Here is a 20226-nt window from a genome sequence, read left to right as displayed (position 1 = left end):
ACTAAATACAATCAAAAAAAAAAACTAGATTGCATGAAGTGGAATATAAATTTATATTTATTTTTTCAAAAATTTTTTTCTAATATTAATAGTTGCTTGTATCATATTTTGTAACGCTAATGATGTTTCCATCCAAGTACGCGTTTTTAAACCACAATCAGGATTTACCCATAACTGCTGTATTGGAATATATTTTATTGCTTTAATTAATAATTGTTCAATCCAATCAATTGTTGGAATATTTGGAGAATGAATATCATATACTCCTGGTCCAATACCATTTGGATATTTGAAATTTTTAAAAAATTCTAATAATTCCATATCAGAACGAGATGTTTCGATAGTAATAACATCAACATCTAAATCTACTATAGCTGACATAATATCATTGAACTCACAATAACACATATGAGTATGAATTTGTGTACTATCCTTGACACCTGAAGAACATAATTGAAAAGATTTAACAGCCCAAGATAAATAATTATTCCAATAATTTTTTCTTAATGGTAATCCTTCTCTTAAAGCAGGTTCATCAATTTGAATAATGTTAATACCAGCATTTTCTAAATCTAAAACTTCATCTCTTAAAGCCAAAGCGATTTGATTAGCAATATTTTCTTTAGAAATATCTTCACGGGGAAATGACCAACATAAAATTGTTACCGGACCCGTTAACATTGCTTTAATTGGTTTTTTAGTTAATGTTTGAGCAAATTTAGACCACATCACTGTAATTGGAGTAATTCGACTAATATCACCTACAATAATCGGCGGTTTAACACAACGTGAACCATAACTTTGAACCCATCCATATTGTGTAAAAACAAAACCTTCTAAATATTCACTAAAATATTCTACCATATCATTTCGTTCTGGTTCTCCATGAACTAAAACATCTAACTCTAATTTTTCTTGCTGAATAATATTATTTTTAATATGTTTTTTTATAGAATTTTCATAGTCTAATTGACTAATTTTTTTACTTTTATAATCCAAACGTAATTTTCTAATATCTGATGTCTGCGGAAAAGAACCAATAGTCGTTGTAGGTAATATAGGTAAATTTAAACTTAATTTTTGAATTTTAGAACGAATAAGAAAATCATTTTTTCTTTTCATTTGATCAGGAGAAATTTGTAATACACGATTTTGTACAACAACATTATTAACAATATTAGATGATTTATATGCATTAATTGGTTTAATCCAACGATATATTTCTTCTATATCTAATTTATCATTTAAAACACGAGATAATATAGATAATTCTAAACATTTTTGTATACCAAATGAAAACCAAGATTTAACAAAATCTGTTAAATTATCTTCTAATGATAGATCTAACGGAACATGTAATAAAGAACAAGATGTACTGATCCAAAAAACATTTCTAAACTTCATAAAAGATTTTAATTGAGTAAACCATTTTAATAGATCAGATTTCCAAATATTACGACCGTTAATAATACCTAAAGATAATAAAAATTTTTTATTAAAATAATTATGTAATTTTAATAAATCATATTTTCCAGCAATCAAATCGATATGTAAACCATCAATCGGTAATATATTAATTAAATCTAAATTATGATGTACATCACCAAAATATGTAGATAATAAAATTTTTATTTTATTAGTATATATCTGTTTATATGTTCGAATAAATGCTTTTTTCCATTCTTTTGAAATGTCTAAAACTAAAATAGGTTCATCAATTTGAATCCATTTAATTTTTCTTTTAGATAATTCTGCTAAAACCTCTTGATAAATAGGTATTATTTTTTCTATAAGATCTAATTTATTAAAACTAATTCCTTTAACTTTTCCTAACCAAATATAAGTAAGAGGACCTAATAAAACAGGTTTTACACTATAACCTAGTGATAACGCTTCATCAGTTTCTTCTATAATTTGTTTCCAAGAAAAACAAAATTTTTGATCATATGTAAATTCCGGTACAATATAATGATAATTAGTATTAAACCATTTTGTCATTTCAGATGCCGAACAATTTTTATCAATTAAATTAGATCCTCGAGCAACTCTAAATAAGGTATCTAAATTTATTTTTTGTTCATTAATCTGATGTCTTTTTGGGATATTATTAATCATCATACTGATATTTAAAACATGATCATACCATGCAAAATCACCTACCGTTACATAATCTAAACCACTATCAGATTGACATTTCCAATTACTATATCTAATTTCTTTACCAATAGTTAATAATTCATTCAATGTAATTTTTTTTGACCAATAATTTTCTAAGGCGAATTTTAATTCACGATGCAAACCAATTCTAGGAAATCCTAGTATATGATTTTTTATAGCCATATATAAATTTTCCTATTATATTTTATATGAAAATAATATTATAAAAATTAAAAAAATTGATAATAATAATCATTAAAATAATTACTATCATTTGTCAAATCAGTTAATAAATTAAATTATATATATCACTTAATTAAAATAAATATATTTAATATATCAGAAAAATTAATATAATTATATATAAAAATATATGTTATATATTTACATATAAAAAAATAATTATAATAATATTTATTATTATAAACAATGAATTACTAATATATCTAAAATTAAATGATAAATTATCAATACAATTATTAATTTCTATGTAAAATATAAAATGTTTGTTAAATTCTATAATAAATAAATTTATAAAAATTTATAATAAAAATAAAAATGTATAAATAAAAATTATTCATATAAATTAATATAATATTTATTATTTTAAATTAATTCAAATATACACAACAATATTTATAAATTACATATCAATGTAACTAAATATAATTATTTAATCTAATTATATTTTTTAAAAAATATAAATATATTTAAAATAATATTAATAATTTTTAACCTAAAAAAAATAATTCATATTATGAAATAACTTAATAGTATTAAAAATAAAAATAAATGAATCAAATATTAAAAAATTAAAAATATATATAAAATTATTATGTTTCAATGGCTATTTTTAATTTTTTCATAGCATTTTTCTCTAATTGTCTTACTCGTTCTGCTGAAATACCATAATCTCGAGCAATTGCCTGTAAAGTAATTTTAGAATTATCTTGATCTAACCAACGTCTTTTAATAATTTGCTGACTTCTTTCATCTAATACTAATAAGGCATTACTTAATTTATTAGTAGCATGTAACGCCCAATCATCTCGTTCTACTTTTACTGCAAAATTTGATTTTTTATCTTCTAAATAAAAGGATGAACGTATATTACTGATAGTATAATCAGAATCAGAATCTGATGCTGTAATATCTAATGTAATATCTTGAGCAGACATACGTGCTTCCATTTCTGTTACTTCCTGCTGACTCACTCCTAACTCACGTGCTACAATATCTATTTCATGACGATTAAACCAACCTAATCGTTTTTTTGATTTTCTTAAATTAAAAAATAATTTTCGTTGTGCTTTAGTTGTTGCAACTTTTACTATACGCCAATTTTTTAAAACATACTCATGAATTTCAGACTTTATCCAATGTACTGCAAAAGAAACTAAACGAACATTGATATTAGGATTAAACCGTCTAATTGCTTTCATTAATCCGATATTACCTTCTTGAATTAAATCTGCTTGTGGTAAACCATATCCGGAATAATTTTTAGCAACAAGAATAACAAACCGTAAATTAGATAAAATTAATAATTTTGCTGATTCTATATCACTATAAAAATATATTTTTTTTGCAAGAAATTTTTCTTTTTTTGATGATAAAATAGAAAAAGAATTTGCCATACGAATATATGCATCCAAACTACCAATATTAAAAAAACTAACTGAATTAATTTGATTTTTTATTTTTTTCATTTTATCCTAAAGTTAAAATATGTACTATTCATTCTTATAAACTTACTGGTTAATAGATTAATAATCATATTCTATAAACCAATATCAAAAAAACTATCAATAAATTTTTTTTGATCAAATAATTTAAAATCTGTTATTTTTTCTCCTACACCGATATAACGAACAGGAATCATTAATTCATTAACAATAGAAAAAATTATACCTCCTTTAGCTGTTCCATCTAATTTAGTTACAATAGATCCGGTAATTTTAATACAAGAAGAAAAAATTCTAGCTTGTTGTATAGAATTTTGACCAATTCCAGCATCTAGTACTAAAAAAATTTCTTGAGGCGCTGTTGGTAAACATTTTTTAATCACTCGATTAATTTTTTGTAATTCTTGAATCAAATGATCTTTATTATGTAAGCGACCTGCTGTATCAATAATTAAAATATTTTTTTTTTGCTGCATCGCTAAATTAACAGCATCAAATATTACTGAAGCAGAATCCGATCCTATTGGTTTAGAAAATACTGGAATATTATACATTAACCCTAATTCTACTAATTGATCAATAGCCGCAGATCGAAATGTATCTCCTGCAGCCAAAAGCACAGAATGACCAAGTTGTTTATAAAAATATGCTAATTTTGTAGCAGTAGTAGTTTTACCTACACCATTTACACCAACAATTAGAATAACAAAAGGAATTTTTTTAAAATCACAATATTCAAATTTTTGTGAATTTGTTAACATTTTTAATAATAAAGTTTTAAAATATACAATAGCTATCTTGGTATCTGAAATATTTTTTTTATTAAGATTTTTTTTAAATATACATAAAATTTTTTCAGTAGCAACAACTCCAAAATCAGATAATAATAATAAATTTTTTAATTCTTTAAAAATATGTTTATCAATTGTTTTCTTAGAAAAAATGCTATTAATTTTATTAATAAAAAAATTTTTTGCAACATGTACATAACTATTTAAAAAAGAAAAAACCGGTTTTTTAGAGAAACGTTTTGTATGTTGAACTAAAATATTTTTATTATCATCTTTACTATTATTAGTTTTTTTTTTATCTTTAGAAAAAATATTTAATGCAGAAAAAAAATTTTTTTTTTATTAAACATATAAAACCTCAAATTTTTACTATAATATATTTTATAATATTCTATATACTAAAATTCTATAATAAATTTATAAATATGAAAATCAAAAAAAATAAACAAAAAAAAATTCGTATTACTGGCGGATTTTTAAGAAGTCGAGTATTACACTCAGTAAATAAAATAAATATACGACCTACTAGAAACTGCGTTAAACAAGTATTATTTAATTGGTTACAAAACCATATAAAAAATTCTCTATGTTTAGATTGTTTTTCGGGTAGCGGAAATTTAAGTATAGAATCAATATCGCGATTAGCAAAATTAGTGATAGCATTAGAAAAAAATTATGTTTTAGTCAAAAAATTAAAAAAAACAATAAAATTTTTTTTAATTAAAAATATATCTGTATTTAACGTTAATACAATAAAATGGTTAAAAAAAACCGGTAAACCGTTTGATATTATCTATTTAGATCCACCGTTTAATAATAAATTATTACTAAATTTATCTATTAAATATTTAGAAAAATATAACTGGACTCATAATAATTCAATTATATATATTGAACATATTGATAACAATATATATATACCTGATAATTGGAAATTAATCAAAAAAAAAAATATTGGTATAGTATCACTTTCATTATTTTACAAGTCAAAAATAATATAAAATATTATTAATATATATATAAAACCATATTTATAAAAAATTGTTATATACGCATATATAAATTCATAAAAATAAAATAAATTTATTTATAAAATAAATTATAATAAATCTATTGTACACAAACTACAAACGATTGCAATATACGTATATATTTTTATTTTATATCATTAATTAAAGATATATATCTTTAAACATCTATACACAAAAATATATAAAAAATTTTTAATATAATTTTTATAAATATTTTACAAATAAAAATAATTATGAGAAAAAAAAAATATAAAATAAATAATTTTTTAGCAAAATTAAAAAAAATAATGCCTACATATATTCAACCTAAATTTTATAACGACAAAGAACTACTTTTATGGAATCAAGAACAAGGAAAAAAATATTCTGAATCTATTATACGTAAAAATAAAGCCATGAAAATAAAACAGTTATTAGGTCGATCAGGAATAAAAGAATTGTATATCAATTGTTCTTTTAATAATTATTATATTAATCATGAAGGACATAGAAAAGTCCTTTATGCAGCTCGTAAATATGCAGAAAATTTTAAAAATAATATTGCTAGTTTTATATTTTCAGGACGACCAGGAACAGGAAAAAATCACTTAGCTTCAGCTATTGGAAATTATTTAATTTTACATGGATATAACATATTAATAATTACAGTAGCAGATTTAATGTCTACTATAAAAAGTACATTTAACCGATCTTTAACGAAAATTACAGAAGAAAAATTATTACAAAATTTAAGTACAGTAGATTTACTTATAATTGATGAAATTGGTATGCAAATAGAGTCTCGATACGAAAAAATGATTATCAATCAAATTATAGATAGACGATCTTCATCAAAAAAATCTACCGGAATGTTATCTAATTTAAACCATAAACAACTAAAAAATTTATTAGGAGAAAGAGTAGTTGATCGAATGTGTTTAGGTAATAGTTTATGGCTAACATTTGAATGGGAAAGCTATCGCAAAAATATATATGGAAATAAATAAATATAAAAAAGTATTTTTATATTAAATTTAATTAGTTAGTTACACGAGAAATATATTTTCCATTACGTGTATCTATCTTTATAGAATCTCCTTTTTTAATAAATAAAGGTACACGTATAATAGTTCCAGTTTCTACAGTAACTAATTTATTAGATGAACTAACCGTATCTCCTTTCACTACAATATCTGTATCTTGTACTTTTAAATTTACAAAATTATCTATATAAACAGCAATAGGTGAATTATTCCATAAAGTAATTTTACATTTAGATAAATTTGTTAACCATTTTTCAGAACCAAACAAAAATTTACGCGATACATAAATATGTTCAAAACTTTCGTTATTCATAAATACCCAAATAGATTTATTAGTGTATAAATATACAACATTAATTTCTATAACATCTGTTGAATAAAAAATATCAGTAGCTTTAACAGTTTTGCTTAATAACTTACCTGTTAAAAGTTGTTTAAATTTAATTCTAACAAAAGCTTGTCCTTTTCCAGGTTTAATAAATTCACTATATTGAATTTCACATGGATCATTATTTATTAAAATTTTTACTCCTGATTTTAAAGAGTTACCACTATAAGCTGTCATAATATATACCTCAAAAAATAAATATAACCCCTTGTTCTCACATAGTTATTGTTCTAGAGAACAAGGAGACCATTAATTTATAAAAATTAATACAAATAAATTATTTTTATTTTTATGGTAGTAATACTTTATTCAAAGTAATATTAAAAATGGCAACTACAACTACATCATGCCACCCATTCCACCACCCATTCCACCACCTGGCGGACTACTTAAATCAGAAGAAGATTTTTCATCTTTTGGAAGATCTGTAACCATACATTCTGTAGTAATCATTAATCCTGCAACAGAAGCTGCATATTGTAATGCAGATCGAGTAACTTTCGTAGGATCTAAAATTCCGAAAGATATCATATCTCCATATTCATCAGTAGCTGCATTATAACCATAATTACCATGTCCGTCTTTTACATTATTGGTTACTACAGATGGTTCTTCACCAGAATTCGCAACAATTTGACGTAAAGGAGCTTCCATGGCACGTAACGCAACACGTATTCCAACATTTTGATCTTCATTTTGACCATTGATACGAGAAATTTTTTCTGCTACACGAACTAAAGCAACTCCTCCTCCTGGTACTACTCCTTCTTCTACTGCAGCTCTTGTTGCATGTAATGCATCTTCAACACGAGCTTTTTTCTCTTTCATTTCAACTTCGGTAGCTGCTCCTACTTTTAATACCGCTACACCACCAGATAATTTAGCTAAACGTTCATTTAACTTTTCTTTATCATAATCAGAAGTTGCTTCATTAATTTCTTGTCTAATTTGGTTGATTCGACCTCTAATATTACTTTTATTACCGTTACCGCCAATAATAGTAGTCGCATCTTTACTAATTACTACACGTTTTGCTTGTCCTAAATCTTCTAAAGAAGATTTTTCTAATTCCATAGCTAATTCTTCAGATATAACAGAACCACCTGTAAGAACAGCAATATCTTGTAACATTGCTTTACGACGATCACCAAAACCAGGTGCTTTAACCGCTGATACTTTAACAATACCTCTCATAGAATTCACAACTAAAGTTGCTAGCGCTTCACCTTCTAAATCTTCTGAAATAATTAATAATGGCTTACTTGATTTAGCAACTGATTCTAAAATTGGTAATAACTCACGAATATTAGATATTTTTTTATCTGCCATTAATATATACGGATTATCTAATTCTACTAAACCGGTATCTGGTTTATTAATAAAATAAGGAGATAAATATCCTCTATCAAACTGCATACCTTTAACTACTTCTAATTCATTTTGTAAACCTGTGCCTTCTTCAACAGTAATAACTCCATCATTTCCTACTTTTTCCATTGCTTCTGCTATCAAGCTACCTACTTTTTCATCTGCATTAGCAGAAATAGTACCTACCTGTGTAATTGCTTTTGAATCTGCACAAGGAACTGATATTTTTTTTAATTCATCAACAGCATGGATAACTGCTTTATCAATTCCGCGTTTTAAATCCATAGGATTCATACCAGCAGCTACTGCTTTTAAACCTTCATTTACTATAGATTGTGCTAATAAAGTTGCTGTTGTAGTACCATCACCTGCTGCATCATTTGCTTTAGATGCAACTTCTTTAACCATTTGAGCACCCATATTCTCAAATTTATCTTCTAATTCAATTTCTCGTGCAACTGAAACACCATCTTTTGTAATACTTGGGGGACCAAAAGATTTATCTAAAACAACATTTCTTCCTTTAGGACCTAGTGTTACTTTAACTGCATCAGCTAAAACATTAACTCCGCGAAGCATTTTAATTCGAGCTTCATTACCAAATTTTACATCTTTCGCTGCCATTTGAAATGTCCTCAAAATTTAAAATTATTAGTTAATTAATTAATTATATTATTCTTCTATAATTGCTAAAATATCACTTTCAGTAAGAATTAAAACTTCTTCATTGTCAATAGTTTCAGTTTTTGCACCATAACCTTCATTAAATATAACAACATCACCGACTTTAACGTCTAATTTTTTTATATGACCGTTATCTAGTACTCGACCTTTTCCTACTGAAAGAACTATACCACGAGTAGATTTTCCAGCTGCAGATCCAGTTAATACAATACCACCAGCAGATTTTAATTCAGCTTCATTACGTTTAATAATTACTCTATCATGTAATGGACGAAGTTTCATATTTTAATCCTCTTTAATAAACATAATATAATTTTTTAAAAAATAATATAACTATAAATATTTGTAATATATTCTTATATTTTAAGAATATATGGATCCAAATAAAGAATTTCAAGGGTTTATTTAAATTTTTATTTAATTATTTTAATAGTTTTACTTAATAAAAAAAAATAAAAAAATTAATTTTAATTAATTGACAAAATCAATATAAAAAATTTAAAATATATCAAATTTTTTTCTTAAAAAATTATTTTTTAAAAAACTCTAATTTATTAATTTTTTAATATATAAATATTAATTTATTATACAAATAAATAATAATTTTATTTAATAAAATTATTGACAAAATAAATGTTTTGATGTTTAATAATTTTAATGCCCGGATAGCTCAGTCGGTAGAGCAGGGGACTGAAAATCCCCGTGTCGGCGGTTCAATTCCGTCTCCGGGCAAATTTTTTAATAAAAATAACATTTTTATATAAACAATATTTTATTTTCCGATACAAAATTCGGAAAAAATTTTATTTAATAAATCATCATTACTAAAATGTCCAGTAATCATAAATAAACTTTGCATCGATAAACGTATATTATCTGATAATAATTCAATATTATCATTTTCTAACCAATCTTTTTTACCAATGATTAAATAATTTACTGATTTTTCTAATTCTACTAAATGTCTGCGACGAGCCAAAAAAATACCTTCAGCATTATTTAAAATTCTAGATATTTCTTGAATTTTACTAGTTAATAAATTTACTCCTATTCTTTTTTTTACTGACAAATATAAACATGAAAATTTTTTATGTATAATATCTACTCGTGGTATTTGGTTAACAAGATCTATTTTGTTAAAAATAAATGTAATATTTTGATTTTTTTGTAATTTATATATACTATTTAAAATCATATGATTATTTATTTTATTATTATTAGTAATATCTAATACAAAAAAAATATGATCACAGTCCAAAATATTTTTTTTCGCTAATTTTATACCTATCCTTTCAACAGTATTATTACTTTTACATAATCCTGCAGTATCTAATAATTCACAAGATACTCCGTTTATATATATACTGTTATGCATTACATCACGAGTAGTTCCGGGAACATTAGTAACAATCGAAATTTTTTGATCAGATAAATAATTAAATAAACTTGATTTACCAACATTAGGTGGTCCTGCTATAACGATTTTTATACCTTTTTGTAATACATTACTTTTTTTTGCGATATATATTAAATCTTTAAGTAATTTAATTGTTTTTGATAAATTATTTTTTATATCAAAAAAATTACTTATTTCATCAGGAAAATTAATAATAGCTTCTATTCTAGAATATAAATTTTTCAAATAATCAATAATTATACATATTTTTTTTGAAAAAGTACCCGATAAAGAACGTAAAGCAGATTTTACTGCAAGTTTAGATTGTGCACTAATTATATCGCCAATAGCCTCTGCTTGAATTAAATCTATCTTTTTATTTAAAAAAGCTCGTTCTGTAAACTCTCCTGGACGAGCAATACGGACGTTTTTAAGTAATAATATATTTTCTATTAATAAATCTAATAAAATTGGATTTCCATGACCATGAAATTCTAGTATATCTTCACCCGTAAAAGATCGAGGAGCAGAAAAAAATAAAGCAATACCATAATCAATAATATTACCGTTAATATCTAAAAAAGATGTATAATGAGCAAATCGTTCTTTCATTGAAATATTTAAGAATTTTTTTATTATTTGTGCAACGGAAGAACCAGAAATTCGTATAATTCCAATACCTGATTGGCCAAAAGCTGTTGCGGGAGCTATAATAGTTTCATAAAATTTCATATTTTATTCTTATTCCAAATATATAAAATATTTTCGATTATTACAATAAAATAAATATTATTTATGATATAAAATATCATTTATTTTTAATGAAATTACGACGTATTATCCATTGTTGTGAACAAGTAAAAATATTACCAGTTAAATAATATAAAGCTAAACCAGAAGGCAACCAAATAAAAAAACCAGTAAATAATACAGGAAGAATACATAAAAAATTTTTTCGTGTAAAAATTTTATTAAAATTTAATTCATTTAATTGTATAAGTAAAACACTGAGACTTATACATATAGGTAATACATAGTAAGGATCATAATGAGATAAATCTCTAATCCATAAAAAAAAGGGAGCATTATGTAATTCAACTGAAGAAACTAATACATAATAAAAAGATAAAAATATAGGAATTTGTAAAACTGCAGAAAGTAAAGTGATAAAAGGATTAACTTTTTTAGATTTATATAGTAAAAGAATTTTTTTATTCATAGTGTCTAAATCATCACAAAATTCACTTTTTATCTTTTTTATTTCTAGTTTTAATAACTTCATTTTTAAAATAGATATATATTGTAATTTAGTTGCTGGGTATGTAATTATTTTTAATAAAATAGTAACTAAAATAATAGAAATACCCCAATTTTTTAATTTACTATTAAAAAAACTTAATAATTTATATAAAGGATAAGATAATATATATAACAATTTACGATTTACACGAAATTTTGAATTTTCAGAAATTTTTAGTATTTTATTTTGTATCTTAGATCCTATCTGTATATCAGAAAATATTTTAAAAAAATTATTAAAATAAATATTATCTATATTATTTATAAATTTAAAAATAATCTCTTTTTTATTTTGAAATAAAGTAAATAAAGATGATATTTTTAAATATCTATAATGATTTAAGAAACTAGTATATTGAATATTGCTATCTAATAAATTAATATTTGATGATATGAAATTATTTTTGATATTAATTAATTGATCTTTATTGTTGTCATTAATATTGTAAATTTTATGTATAGAATTATTTACCTTTAAATTATTTTGATTTATAGAAAAATGTGTATTCCAAAAATTCCATACTAAAAAAGAGAATAAAACACAAGATATTATAAAAAAAATACGTTTAAAATATATCATAAAATCGTCTCATTAAATAAAAATAAAAAATAAAATATTATGAATTGATAATATATAAATTCATATTATACTTTATTTATATTTAAAAAATTATTTTTTTTATTATAACACCATAACGTTTGTAAAAAATATAATATATTATTATTACTTAATAAATGTGTATTTTTTTTAACAATAATAATAAAATCCATGAATAACAAGTTATGTTGAATCAAACGAAAACTTTCTCTAATTAAACGTTTAATCCTATTGCGATCATGCGCATACATAATATTTTTTTTAGCAATAGAAATACCTAATCTTGGAAATTTTAAACAATTTAAACATCTCAACATAATAAATGGTTTAATATTAATTTTAAAATTTTTGTTATAAACATGTTTAAACTGATCATTTGACAATAAACGTAATTTCTTACTAAAAAAAAACTGAGGGATATTAGATGATTTCATAAAAATTTTTTATACACATAACATTGAACGTGACTTTAAACGTCTATGAGATAATATTTTTCTACCACTCTTAGAAGACATACGAGTACGAAAACCATGAGTACGATTTCGTTTAATAATAGATGGCTGAAAAGTACGTTTCATAAAATTTTTCCTTTTTATAGATTTTAAATATATTTTTATCAATTAAAATTGATAATTAAAATAGTAATTAAAGTAAAATTTAATTTTAAAAAATATTCAAAAATAATATTGATTATAATAAATTTATTGATCTAATTATTTATTTTAATTAAATAAGATCTCATTATATTTATTTAGCCAAAAAACCATATATAATATAATTATATACTAATATATAGAATATATAAAATAATTCAATATTACATGAAAATCAATTATATAAAATTTTTAATTAAGAAAATTTTTAATTGCATTAAAATTATATTATCACCAATAAAATTAAATATGTAAATATTCCTATTAAAATATAATTATTTTATATACTCTTAATCACATTGTAATAAAGTGAATTAAAAATATATAAAAAATATTTAACCACTAATATTTAAGTTATACAAACATAAAATAATCTTTCTTTATGACACATATATTAAATAAAAAATTAAAAAAAAAAAAAAAATAAAAAAAAATATATATAAGAAAATAAAAAAAAAGTTACAAATAAAATTATTATTAAATACCGGTATTAATCAAAAATATCAATTTAATAATTTTATTGAAGGTAAATCAAATAAATTAGCTCGTTATTCATCATATAAATTTACTAAAAATTTAAAAAATATTTATAATCCATTATTTTTATATAGCAATACAGGTCTAGGTAAAACACACTTGCTTCATGCAATAGGCAATAAATTTTTAATAGATAATTACAATATAAAAGTAATTTATATACATTCAAAAAATTTTATTGAGAATGTGATACATTCAATAAAAAATAATTCTATTGAACATTTAAAAAATTATTATAGTTCTATTAATGTATTATTAATAGATGATATTCAATTATTTTCTCATAAACAATATTTACAAAAAGAATTATCATATATATTTAAAAAACTATTTGAAAAAAATCAAAAAATTGTATTAACTGCAAATTGTTACCCTAGTTATATTAATGGAATTGATAAAAATTTACGATTTTATTTAAAAAAAGGACTGACTGTATCAATTCATCCACCAGAGTTAATTACTAGAACACATATTATTTTAAATAAAGCATATGACTACAAAATTGACTTATCATACCAATTAGCTAAATATATTGCGAAAAAATTATATTCTAATATACGGGAATTAAAGAATTTTTTAAAAAAAATATATATAACATCATTATTTATTAAAAAAAAAATAAAAATGCGTTTTATTCAAAAAGAATTAAAAAAAAATATAAAAAAAAAAAAAATAATATAGATATAAAATTAATTCAAAAAAAAGTTTCTATATATTTTAATATTAAAATGTCAGATATGATTTCAAAAAAAAGATCTAAATCTATTATAACGTCAAGACAAATTGCTATGACATTAATTAAAAAACTAACTAATTATAGTTTTTCAGAAATAGGTATAGCTTTTGGTAAAAAAAACCATACTACTGTATTACATGCATATAAAAAAATCAATCAACTAAAAAAAAAAAATAAAATCTATTATGATTTTTTATATTTATTTAACCAACTAAACTCATAAAATATGGAATTCAAAATTAAAAAAAATGATTTTTTAAATTCTTTTAAAAAAATCAATAGAATTATTACTAAAAATACAATATTTCCAATATTAGAAAATGTAATCATAAAAATTGATAAAAACATACTTAAATTGACTAGCTCTACATTAGACATTGAATTAAATACGTGTATAGATAAAAAATATTATACTTTTTATACAGCTGGTTGTATTACAGTTTCTGGAAAAAAAATATTTAATATCTTTCGTAACGTAAAAAATGATGCAGAATTACATTTTCGATTAATTAATAAAAAAATATATATTAAGGTATTTAGTAGTTTATTTAAAATAAACACAATTTCATGTAATAATTTTCCAATATTTAAAACCATTGAAGATAAAAAAATATTTTTTATATCACAATTCATGTTAAAAGAAATAATATCTTTAACATATTTTTCTATCGCTAATAATGATATTCGAAATACTTTAAACGGAATGTTATTAGAATATAAAAATAATTATCTATACGGAGTTACTACAGATGGACATAGATTATCGATGTACAAAACTTATTTAAATTTAAACATATCTATTTTTTCTATAATTATTAATAAAAAAGCTATCTTAGAATTGTATAGATTGTTAACTTATACAACAGAATTAATAAAAATTATTATTCATTACCATTATATATCATTTCAAGTTAACGAAATACTACTAATCACTAAATTAATAGATGGTAGTTTTCCAAACTATACTGATGTTATTTTAAATAAATATACATATTGTATTTTAATATCAGCTGAAAAATTAAAAGAATCATTATTAAAAACATCAATTTTATGTAATACTACTTTTAAAGGTGTATGTTTAAGTTTTTCTAAAAATTTGTTAACAATTACATCAAATAATCAAGAAGATGAAGAATCATGTGATTCTTTTTTTATTGATTATAAATATGAAAATATTTCATTTTCTATAAATGTTTTTTATTTACTTGACGTTCTTAATGTATTAAAAACTAATAAAATCAATGTTATTTTTAATATACCAATTTCAAGTATACAAATTCAATCTAATATACAAAAAGAAATAAAATATATCATAATGCCCTTAAAAATATAAATTTATTTAAAATAATTTAATTTTTTTATACAAAATTTTATATATAAAATATCACTGATAAAATAGGATAATAAATGTCAAATCTATATACTTCCTCTAATATAAAAATATTAAAAGGATTAGATGCAGTTAGAAAACGACCAGGTATGTACATTGGTGATACTGATGACGGTACCGGGTTACACCATATGGTGTTTGAAGTAGTAGATAATTCTATAGATGAAGCATTAGCTGGATATTGTAACTTAATTCAAGTTACTATTCATATTGATAATTCTGTATCTATACGAGATAATGGAAGAGGAATACCTATTGATATTCATCCAGAGGTAGGTGTATCAGCCGCTGAAGTTATTATGACGGTATTACATGCTGGCGGAAAATTTGACGAAAATTCATATAAAGTATCTGGCGGTTTACATGGTGTAGGTATTTCGGTAGTAAACGCTTTATCAGAACGATTAGATTTATATATTTACCGTGACAAGAAAAAATATCAACAAAGATATTTTGACGGAAATCCTCAAAAACCATTATTATATTCAGGAAAAACAAAAAGAAAAGGAACAAAAATTCGTTTTTGGCCAAATAAAAACATTTTTACTAATCATAATATTTTTCAGTATGAAATTTTACGAAAAAGATTACAAGAATTATCATTTTTAAATACTAATGTAAAAATTACATTAAAAGATTTAAAAAACCAAAAAAAATTTCAATATTTTAATAAAGGTGGAATCAAATCATTTATAAGACACATAAACATAAACAAAAAACCAATACATAACAAAATTTTTATTTTTAAAAAACAAAAAAAATCTATTGAAGTAAATATAGCTATGCAATGGAATACAACATTTCAAGAAAAAATATTATGTTTTACTAACAATGTACCACAACAAGACGGAGGTAGTCATTTATCTGGATTTCGTGCAGCTTTAACTCGTACTTTAAATTATTTTTCTGATAAAGAAAAACCAAATAAAAAAAATAAAATTACTATTACCGGTGAAGATACAAGAGAAGGATTAACAGCATTAATTTCAATTAAAATGTTTAATCCAAAATTTTCTTCTCAAACAAAAGAAAAATTAGTATCTTCAGAAGTAAAATCAGTTGTTGAAACATTATTAAATGAACATTTAATGAATTTTTTATTAGAAAATCCAAGAGATGCTAAAATAATTGTAAACAAGATTACACAATCAGCACGATCTAGAGAAGCAGCAAGAAAAGCCCGTGAAATTACACGTAAAAAAGGATTATTAGAAGTTACTAACTTGCCTGGCAAATTATCTGACTGTCAAGAAAAAGATCCTTTTTTTTCAGAAATATATTTAGTAGAAGGTGATTCTGCCGGAGGCTCTGCTAAACAAGGAAGAAATAGAAAAAATCAAGCAATATTACCATTAAAAGGTAAAATACTAAATATAGAAAAAGCTCGATTTGAAAAAATAATTACTTCTCCTGAATTAATTACATTAATTACAGCTTTAGGTTGTGGTTTTGGAAAAGAAGAATATAATTTTAAAAAATTAAGGTATCATTATATAATTATTATGACAGATGCAGATGTAGATGGATTACATATTAGAACATTATTGTTAACATTTTTCTTTCGACAAATGCCAGAACTTATAGAAAAAGGATACATATATATAGCACAACCACCATTATATAAAATTAAACAAGGAAAAAAAGAAAAATATATAATGGATTCAAAAGCACTATATAAATACCAATATAAAATTATTAAAAAAAACAGTTATATAAAATATATAGAAAAAAAAAATAATAAAAAAATTAAAAAAAAATTTTCTATTATTATAAATAAATATCAAAAAATTAAAAAAAATTACTTTTCTGTTAATATACAAATACCATTTTTCTTATATCAAACAATACTTTATACTTTTCCTTTAAAAAATTTAAAAAACAAAAAAAAAGTTAAAAAATGGATTGAAAAATTAATAAAAAATTTACAAAACCAAAAAATATTATATAAAAAATATATATACTCTTACTATATAAAAAAAAATAATTCTTGTTATGAACCCATACTAAATATTAGTGATAAAAAAAATTTTTACTTTTATTATCTAAACAAAAATCTTTTTTTAACACCTAAATATAAGATATTTTTAAAATTAATAAAAAAAATCAATTATATGATTAAAAATAATGCATATATAAAATTTCATAATAAAAAATTTATATTTAAAAATATTGACGATATAATTAATATCTTAATCAAAGAAACGCAAAAATTTATTCATATACAGAGGTATAAAGGATTGGGAGAAATGAATCCTGAACAATTATGGACTACTACTATGAATCCTAAAACACGAAAGATGTTACAAATTACTATGCAAGATGCCGATTTAGCCAATCAATTGTTTAGTACATTAATGGGAGATTTAGTAGAACCTAGACGACAATTTATTAAAATAAATGCTTTATATGCAAAAAATATTGATGTATAAAATATTTTTTAGTTATTAAAAAATAAATTTATATTTTATTAATTTCGGCAGGAAATAAATTTAATAAACCTGCCAAAATCAATTAAAAAAAATTAATATTTTTTTTAAAATTTATTATAAAAATAAAATATTTATATTAATATTTCATTTTTTTTAAAAAAATAAGCAAAATAGAGATTGCCGTAGGCGTTATTCCTGGAATACGAGAAGCTTGACCAAGAGAATAAGGACGATATTCATTTAATTTAGTAATTACTTCATTAGATAAACCATTAATACATGTATAATCTTTAATAGAAGATAATTTCATATATTCATAACGTATATTTTTTTTTACTTCTTTTTTTTGTCGTTGAATATATCCATAATATTTACTTTTAGTTTCAATTTCATCAATAATTATTTTATTTTTTATAAATAATTTATCAGATATAAAACAATTTATAAATTTTATTAAAATATCATATGTAATATTAGGTCGACGTAAAAAATCAAAAGCAGTACAATCTTTCCTCAAAGTAATATTTAAATTTTTATGTTTAAAAAATCGATTAACTAATTTAGGTGTAATTATAATATTTTTCAATCGCTGACATTCTTGTTTTATTTTAATTTTTTTTTTAGAAAACACACTCCATTGTTTACAAGTAACTAAACCTAATTCATAACCAATTTGAGTTAAACGATCGTCAGCATTATTTTCACGTAATAATAGTCGATATTCTGCCCTAGCAGTAAACATGCGATAAGGCTCCAAAGTACCTTTATTGCATAAATCATCTATTAATACCCCCATATAGGCTTGATCTCGTTTAGGATACCAAGGATCTTTTTTTTGAACAAATAAAGCAGCATTTATACCTGCTAACAAACCTTGAGCACCAGCTTCTTCATAACCAGTAGTACCATTAATTTGTCCAGCTAAAAATAAATTTTTAATGATTTTTGATTCTAATGTCATTTTTAAATCTCTAGGATCAAAAAAATCATACTCTACAGCATATCCAGGATGAACAATTTGAGCCTTTTCTAAACCTTTAATAGATTGAACTATTTTTTTTTGTAGCTCTACAGATAAACTAGTAGAAATACCATTAGGATAAATAATTTCACTATTAATACCTTCTGGTTCTAAAAAAATTTGATGACGATTTTTGTCAGGAAAACGAACTACTTTATCTTCAATAGAAGGACAGTATCTAGGACCTATTCCGGTAATAACACCATTATATAATGGACTATTATATAAATTTTCTTTAATTAATTTATGTGTATTTAAATTTGTATATGTAATATAACAAGATACCTGTTTTGGATGCTGTAAAATATTTCCTGTAAAAGAAAAACAGGGAGTAGGTTCATCACCCCGTTGTACTTCTAAATCGTTAAAATTAATTGTATTAATATGTAAACGTGGAGGTGTACCTGTTTTTAATCGTCCAATTCTAAAAGGATATTTTTTTAAATTTTTAGCTAATTTTAATGAATTAACATCACCACGTCTACCTCCTGATAAAATTTTAGAACCAATATACATTTTTCCATTTAAAAATGTACCAGTCGTTAATATAACAATAGAAGATTTGAAATAATTACCATCATGAGTTATTACTCCGTGTACTTGATCATCCTTAATAATTAAATCTAATACTTCTTTTTCAAGGATTGTTAAATTATTTTGATTTTTTAAAAAATATTGCATTTTTTTTTTATATAAAGATCTATCTGCTTGAGCACGAGTAGATTGTACTGCAGATCCTTTTCTAGAATTTAATTTTTTAAATTGAATTCCAGCGTAATCAATTACTCGTGCCATTAAACCACCCATTGCATCAATTTCTTTAACTAATTGACTTTTACCTAATCCTCCAATAGCTGGATTACAAGATAATGCTCCAATTGTATCTATATTTTGTGTTAATAATAAAGTTTTTTGCCCCATTCTTGAAGAAGCAGACGCTGCTTCTGTACCTGCATGTCCGCCCCCAATCACAATGATATCGAATTTTTCATAAAAAACCATTTTTTTTTCCTAAATATTTATACTTATATATTTATATAC

The 20226-nt window shown here is 22.5% G+C and carries 17 protein-coding genes and 1 tRNA gene; 7 read left to right on the top strand and 11 right to left on the bottom strand.

All coding sequences use genetic code 11. The features are described from left to right. Nucleotides 1-57: 57 nt before the first annotated feature. The 3 genes from metE to ftsY form a co-directional block, all read right to left on the bottom strand. Complete coding sequence (metE, locus tag BUCILAFE3058_RS00085; protein ID WP_154061373.1) at nucleotides 58-2340, bottom strand: 5-methyltetrahydropteroyltriglutamate--homocysteine S-methyltransferase; 2283 nt, start codon at nucleotides 2338-2340, stop codon at nucleotides 58-60. A 650-nt stretch (nucleotides 2341-2990) separates the two neighbouring features. Further along, a complete protein-coding gene (rpoH, locus tag BUCILAFE3058_RS00080) occupies nucleotides 2991-3857 on the bottom strand; it encodes an RNA polymerase sigma factor RpoH (protein ID WP_172598727.1) in 867 nt (288 codons plus the stop codon). 80 nt (nucleotides 3858-3937) lie between these two features. After that, the gene (ftsY, locus tag BUCILAFE3058_RS00075) at nucleotides 3938-4756 is read right to left on the bottom strand and encodes a signal recognition particle-docking protein FtsY (RefSeq protein ID WP_232036991.1); all 819 of its coding nucleotides are present in this window, start codon (nucleotides 4754-4756) and stop codon (nucleotides 3938-3940) included. Between the two features lie 302 nt (nucleotides 4757-5058). On the opposite strand from ftsY, the gene rsmD reads away from it, so the two are divergent. Continuing rightward, nucleotides 5059-5634: a 16S rRNA (guanine(966)-N(2))-methyltransferase RsmD gene (rsmD, locus tag BUCILAFE3058_RS00070; RefSeq protein ID WP_154061370.1), complete on the top strand. Its 576-nt coding sequence runs from the start codon at nucleotides 5059-5061 to the stop codon at nucleotides 5632-5634. Nucleotides 5635-5897: 263 nt separating this feature from the next. Then, nucleotides 5898-6650: a DNA replication protein DnaC gene (gene dnaC, locus BUCILAFE3058_RS00065; RefSeq protein ID WP_154061369.1), complete on the top strand. Its 753-nt coding sequence runs from the start codon at nucleotides 5898-5900 to the stop codon at nucleotides 6648-6650. A gap of 31 nt (nucleotides 6651-6681) precedes the next feature. Here dnaC and efp read toward each other — a convergent pair whose 3' ends face one another. The 3 genes from efp to BUCILAFE3058_RS00050 all read right to left on the bottom strand — a co-directional run bounded on the left by efp (nucleotide 6682) and on the right by BUCILAFE3058_RS00050 (nucleotide 9408). Next, nucleotides 6682-7251, bottom strand: coding sequence for an elongation factor P (efp, locus tag BUCILAFE3058_RS00060; RefSeq protein ID WP_172598714.1), 570 nt, complete (start codon nucleotides 7249-7251; stop codon nucleotides 6682-6684). A gap of 162 nt (nucleotides 7252-7413) precedes the next feature. Beyond that, complete coding sequence (gene groL, locus BUCILAFE3058_RS00055; RefSeq protein ID WP_154061367.1) at nucleotides 7414-9066, bottom strand: chaperonin GroEL; 1653 nt, start codon at nucleotides 9064-9066, stop codon at nucleotides 7414-7416. A 48-nt stretch (nucleotides 9067-9114) separates the two neighbouring features. Beyond that, complete coding sequence (locus tag BUCILAFE3058_RS00050; RefSeq protein ID WP_154061366.1) at nucleotides 9115-9408, bottom strand: co-chaperone GroES; 294 nt, start codon at nucleotides 9406-9408, stop codon at nucleotides 9115-9117. Between the two features lie 377 nt (nucleotides 9409-9785). Here BUCILAFE3058_RS00050 and BUCILAFE3058_RS00045 point away from each other — a divergent pair. Then, a tRNA-Phe gene (locus tag BUCILAFE3058_RS00045) sits at nucleotides 9786-9858 on the top strand. A gap of 40 nt (nucleotides 9859-9898) precedes the next feature. Here the strand turns inward: BUCILAFE3058_RS00045 and mnmE are convergent. The 4 genes from mnmE to rpmH form a co-directional block, all read right to left on the bottom strand. Beyond that, nucleotides 9899-11254 carry a tRNA uridine-5-carboxymethylaminomethyl(34) synthesis GTPase MnmE gene (gene mnmE / locus BUCILAFE3058_RS00040; RefSeq protein ID WP_154061365.1) on the bottom strand — a complete coding sequence of 452 codons (1356 nt, stop codon included), beginning with the start codon at nucleotides 11252-11254 and terminating at the stop codon, nucleotides 9899-9901. Nucleotides 11255-11330: 76 nt separating this feature from the next. Continuing rightward, the gene (gene yidC / locus BUCILAFE3058_RS00035; protein WP_154061364.1) at nucleotides 11331-12401 is read right to left on the bottom strand and encodes a membrane protein insertase YidC; all 1071 of its coding nucleotides are present in this window, start codon (nucleotides 12399-12401) and stop codon (nucleotides 11331-11333) included. Between the two features lie 65 nt (nucleotides 12402-12466). After that, a complete protein-coding gene (gene rnpA / locus BUCILAFE3058_RS00030; RefSeq protein WP_197730368.1) occupies nucleotides 12467-12853 on the bottom strand; it encodes a ribonuclease P protein component in 387 nt (128 codons plus the stop codon). A 9-nt stretch (nucleotides 12854-12862) separates the two neighbouring features. Next, nucleotides 12863-12997 (bottom strand): 50S ribosomal protein L34, encoded by a 135-nt coding sequence (rpmH, locus tag BUCILAFE3058_RS00025; RefSeq protein WP_154061363.1) that lies wholly within the window; start codon nucleotides 12995-12997, stop codon nucleotides 12863-12865. Between the two features lie 480 nt (nucleotides 12998-13477). On the opposite strand from rpmH, the gene BUCILAFE3058_RS02075 reads away from it, so the two are divergent. The 4 genes from BUCILAFE3058_RS02075 to gyrB all read left to right on the top strand — a co-directional run bounded on the left by BUCILAFE3058_RS02075 (nucleotide 13478) and on the right by gyrB (nucleotide 18164). Continuing rightward, the gene (locus tag BUCILAFE3058_RS02075; protein WP_331866619.1) at nucleotides 13478-14290 is read left to right on the top strand and encodes a DnaA ATPase domain-containing protein; all 813 of its coding nucleotides are present in this window, start codon (nucleotides 13478-13480) and stop codon (nucleotides 14288-14290) included. A 47-nt stretch (nucleotides 14291-14337) separates the two neighbouring features. Continuing rightward, a complete protein-coding gene (locus tag BUCILAFE3058_RS02070; protein ID WP_232036977.1) occupies nucleotides 14338-14568 on the top strand; it encodes a helix-turn-helix domain-containing protein in 231 nt (76 codons plus the stop codon). A gap of 3 nt (nucleotides 14569-14571) precedes the next feature. Further along, nucleotides 14572-15678 (top strand): DNA polymerase III subunit beta, encoded by a 1107-nt coding sequence (dnaN, locus tag BUCILAFE3058_RS00015; protein ID WP_154061362.1) that lies wholly within the window; start codon nucleotides 14572-14574, stop codon nucleotides 15676-15678. Nucleotides 15679-15752: 74 nt separating this feature from the next. Further along, the gene (gyrB, locus tag BUCILAFE3058_RS00010) at nucleotides 15753-18164 is read left to right on the top strand and encodes a DNA topoisomerase (ATP-hydrolyzing) subunit B (RefSeq protein WP_154061361.1); all 2412 of its coding nucleotides are present in this window, start codon (nucleotides 15753-15755) and stop codon (nucleotides 18162-18164) included. Between the two features lie 136 nt (nucleotides 18165-18300). On the opposite strand, the gene mnmG is transcribed toward gyrB, so the two are convergent. After that, the gene (gene mnmG, locus BUCILAFE3058_RS00005) at nucleotides 18301-20187 is read right to left on the bottom strand and encodes a tRNA uridine-5-carboxymethylaminomethyl(34) synthesis enzyme MnmG (RefSeq protein WP_154061360.1); all 1887 of its coding nucleotides are present in this window, start codon (nucleotides 20185-20187) and stop codon (nucleotides 18301-18303) included. Nucleotides 20188-20226: the final 39 nt, after the last annotated feature.

Origin of the sequence: Buchnera aphidicola (Cinara laricifoliae), from assembly GCF_900698945.1 — a bacterium.
GTDB classification, from domain to species: Bacteria; Pseudomonadota; Gammaproteobacteria; order Enterobacterales; family Enterobacteriaceae; genus Buchnera_F; species Buchnera_F aphidicola_AC.
The sequence above is the reverse complement of the archived record's forward strand: the minus strand, read 5'-3'. Positions and strand labels throughout refer to the sequence as shown.

Coding starts and splice junctions, on each gene's coding strand:
- metE (WP_154061373.1), bottom strand. CDS start 2,340: ATGGCTATAAAAAATCATATACTAGGATTTCCTAGAATTGGTTTGCAT.
- dnaC (WP_154061369.1), top strand. CDS start 5,898: ATGAGAAAAAAAAAATATAAAATAAATAATTTTTTAGCAAAATTAAAA.
- dnaN (WP_154061362.1), top strand. CDS start 14,572: ATGGAATTCAAAATTAAAAAAAATGATTTTTTAAATTCTTTTAAAAAA.
- groL (WP_154061367.1), bottom strand. CDS start 9,066: ATGGCAGCGAAAGATGTAAAATTTGGTAATGAAGCTCGAATTAAAATG.
- mnmG (WP_154061360.1), bottom strand. CDS start 20,187: ATGGTTTTTTATGAAAAATTCGATATCATTGTGATTGGGGGCGGACAT.
- rpmH (WP_154061363.1), bottom strand. CDS start 12,997: ATGAAACGTACTTTTCAGCCATCTATTATTAAACGAAATCGTACTCAT.
- BUCILAFE3058_RS00050 (WP_154061366.1), bottom strand. CDS start 9,408: ATGAAACTTCGTCCATTACATGATAGAGTAATTATTAAACGTAATGAA.
- efp (WP_172598714.1), bottom strand. CDS start 7,251: ATGACAGCTTATAGTGGTAACTCTTTAAAATCAGGAGTAAAAATTTTA.
- mnmE (WP_154061365.1), bottom strand. CDS start 11,254: ATGAAATTTTATGAAACTATTATAGCTCCCGCAACAGCTTTTGGCCAA.
- BUCILAFE3058_RS02070 (WP_232036977.1), top strand. CDS start 14,338: ATGTCAGATATGATTTCAAAAAAAAGATCTAAATCTATTATAACGTCA.
- rsmD (WP_154061370.1), top strand. CDS start 5,059: ATGAAAATCAAAAAAAATAAACAAAAAAAAATTCGTATTACTGGCGGA.
- yidC (WP_154061364.1), bottom strand. CDS start 12,401: ATGATATATTTTAAACGTATTTTTTTTATAATATCTTGTGTTTTATTC.
- rnpA (WP_197730368.1), bottom strand. CDS start 12,853: ATGAAATCATCTAATATCCCTCAGTTTTTTTTTAGTAAGAAATTACGT.
- gyrB (WP_154061361.1), top strand. CDS start 15,753: ATGTCAAATCTATATACTTCCTCTAATATAAAAATATTAAAAGGATTA.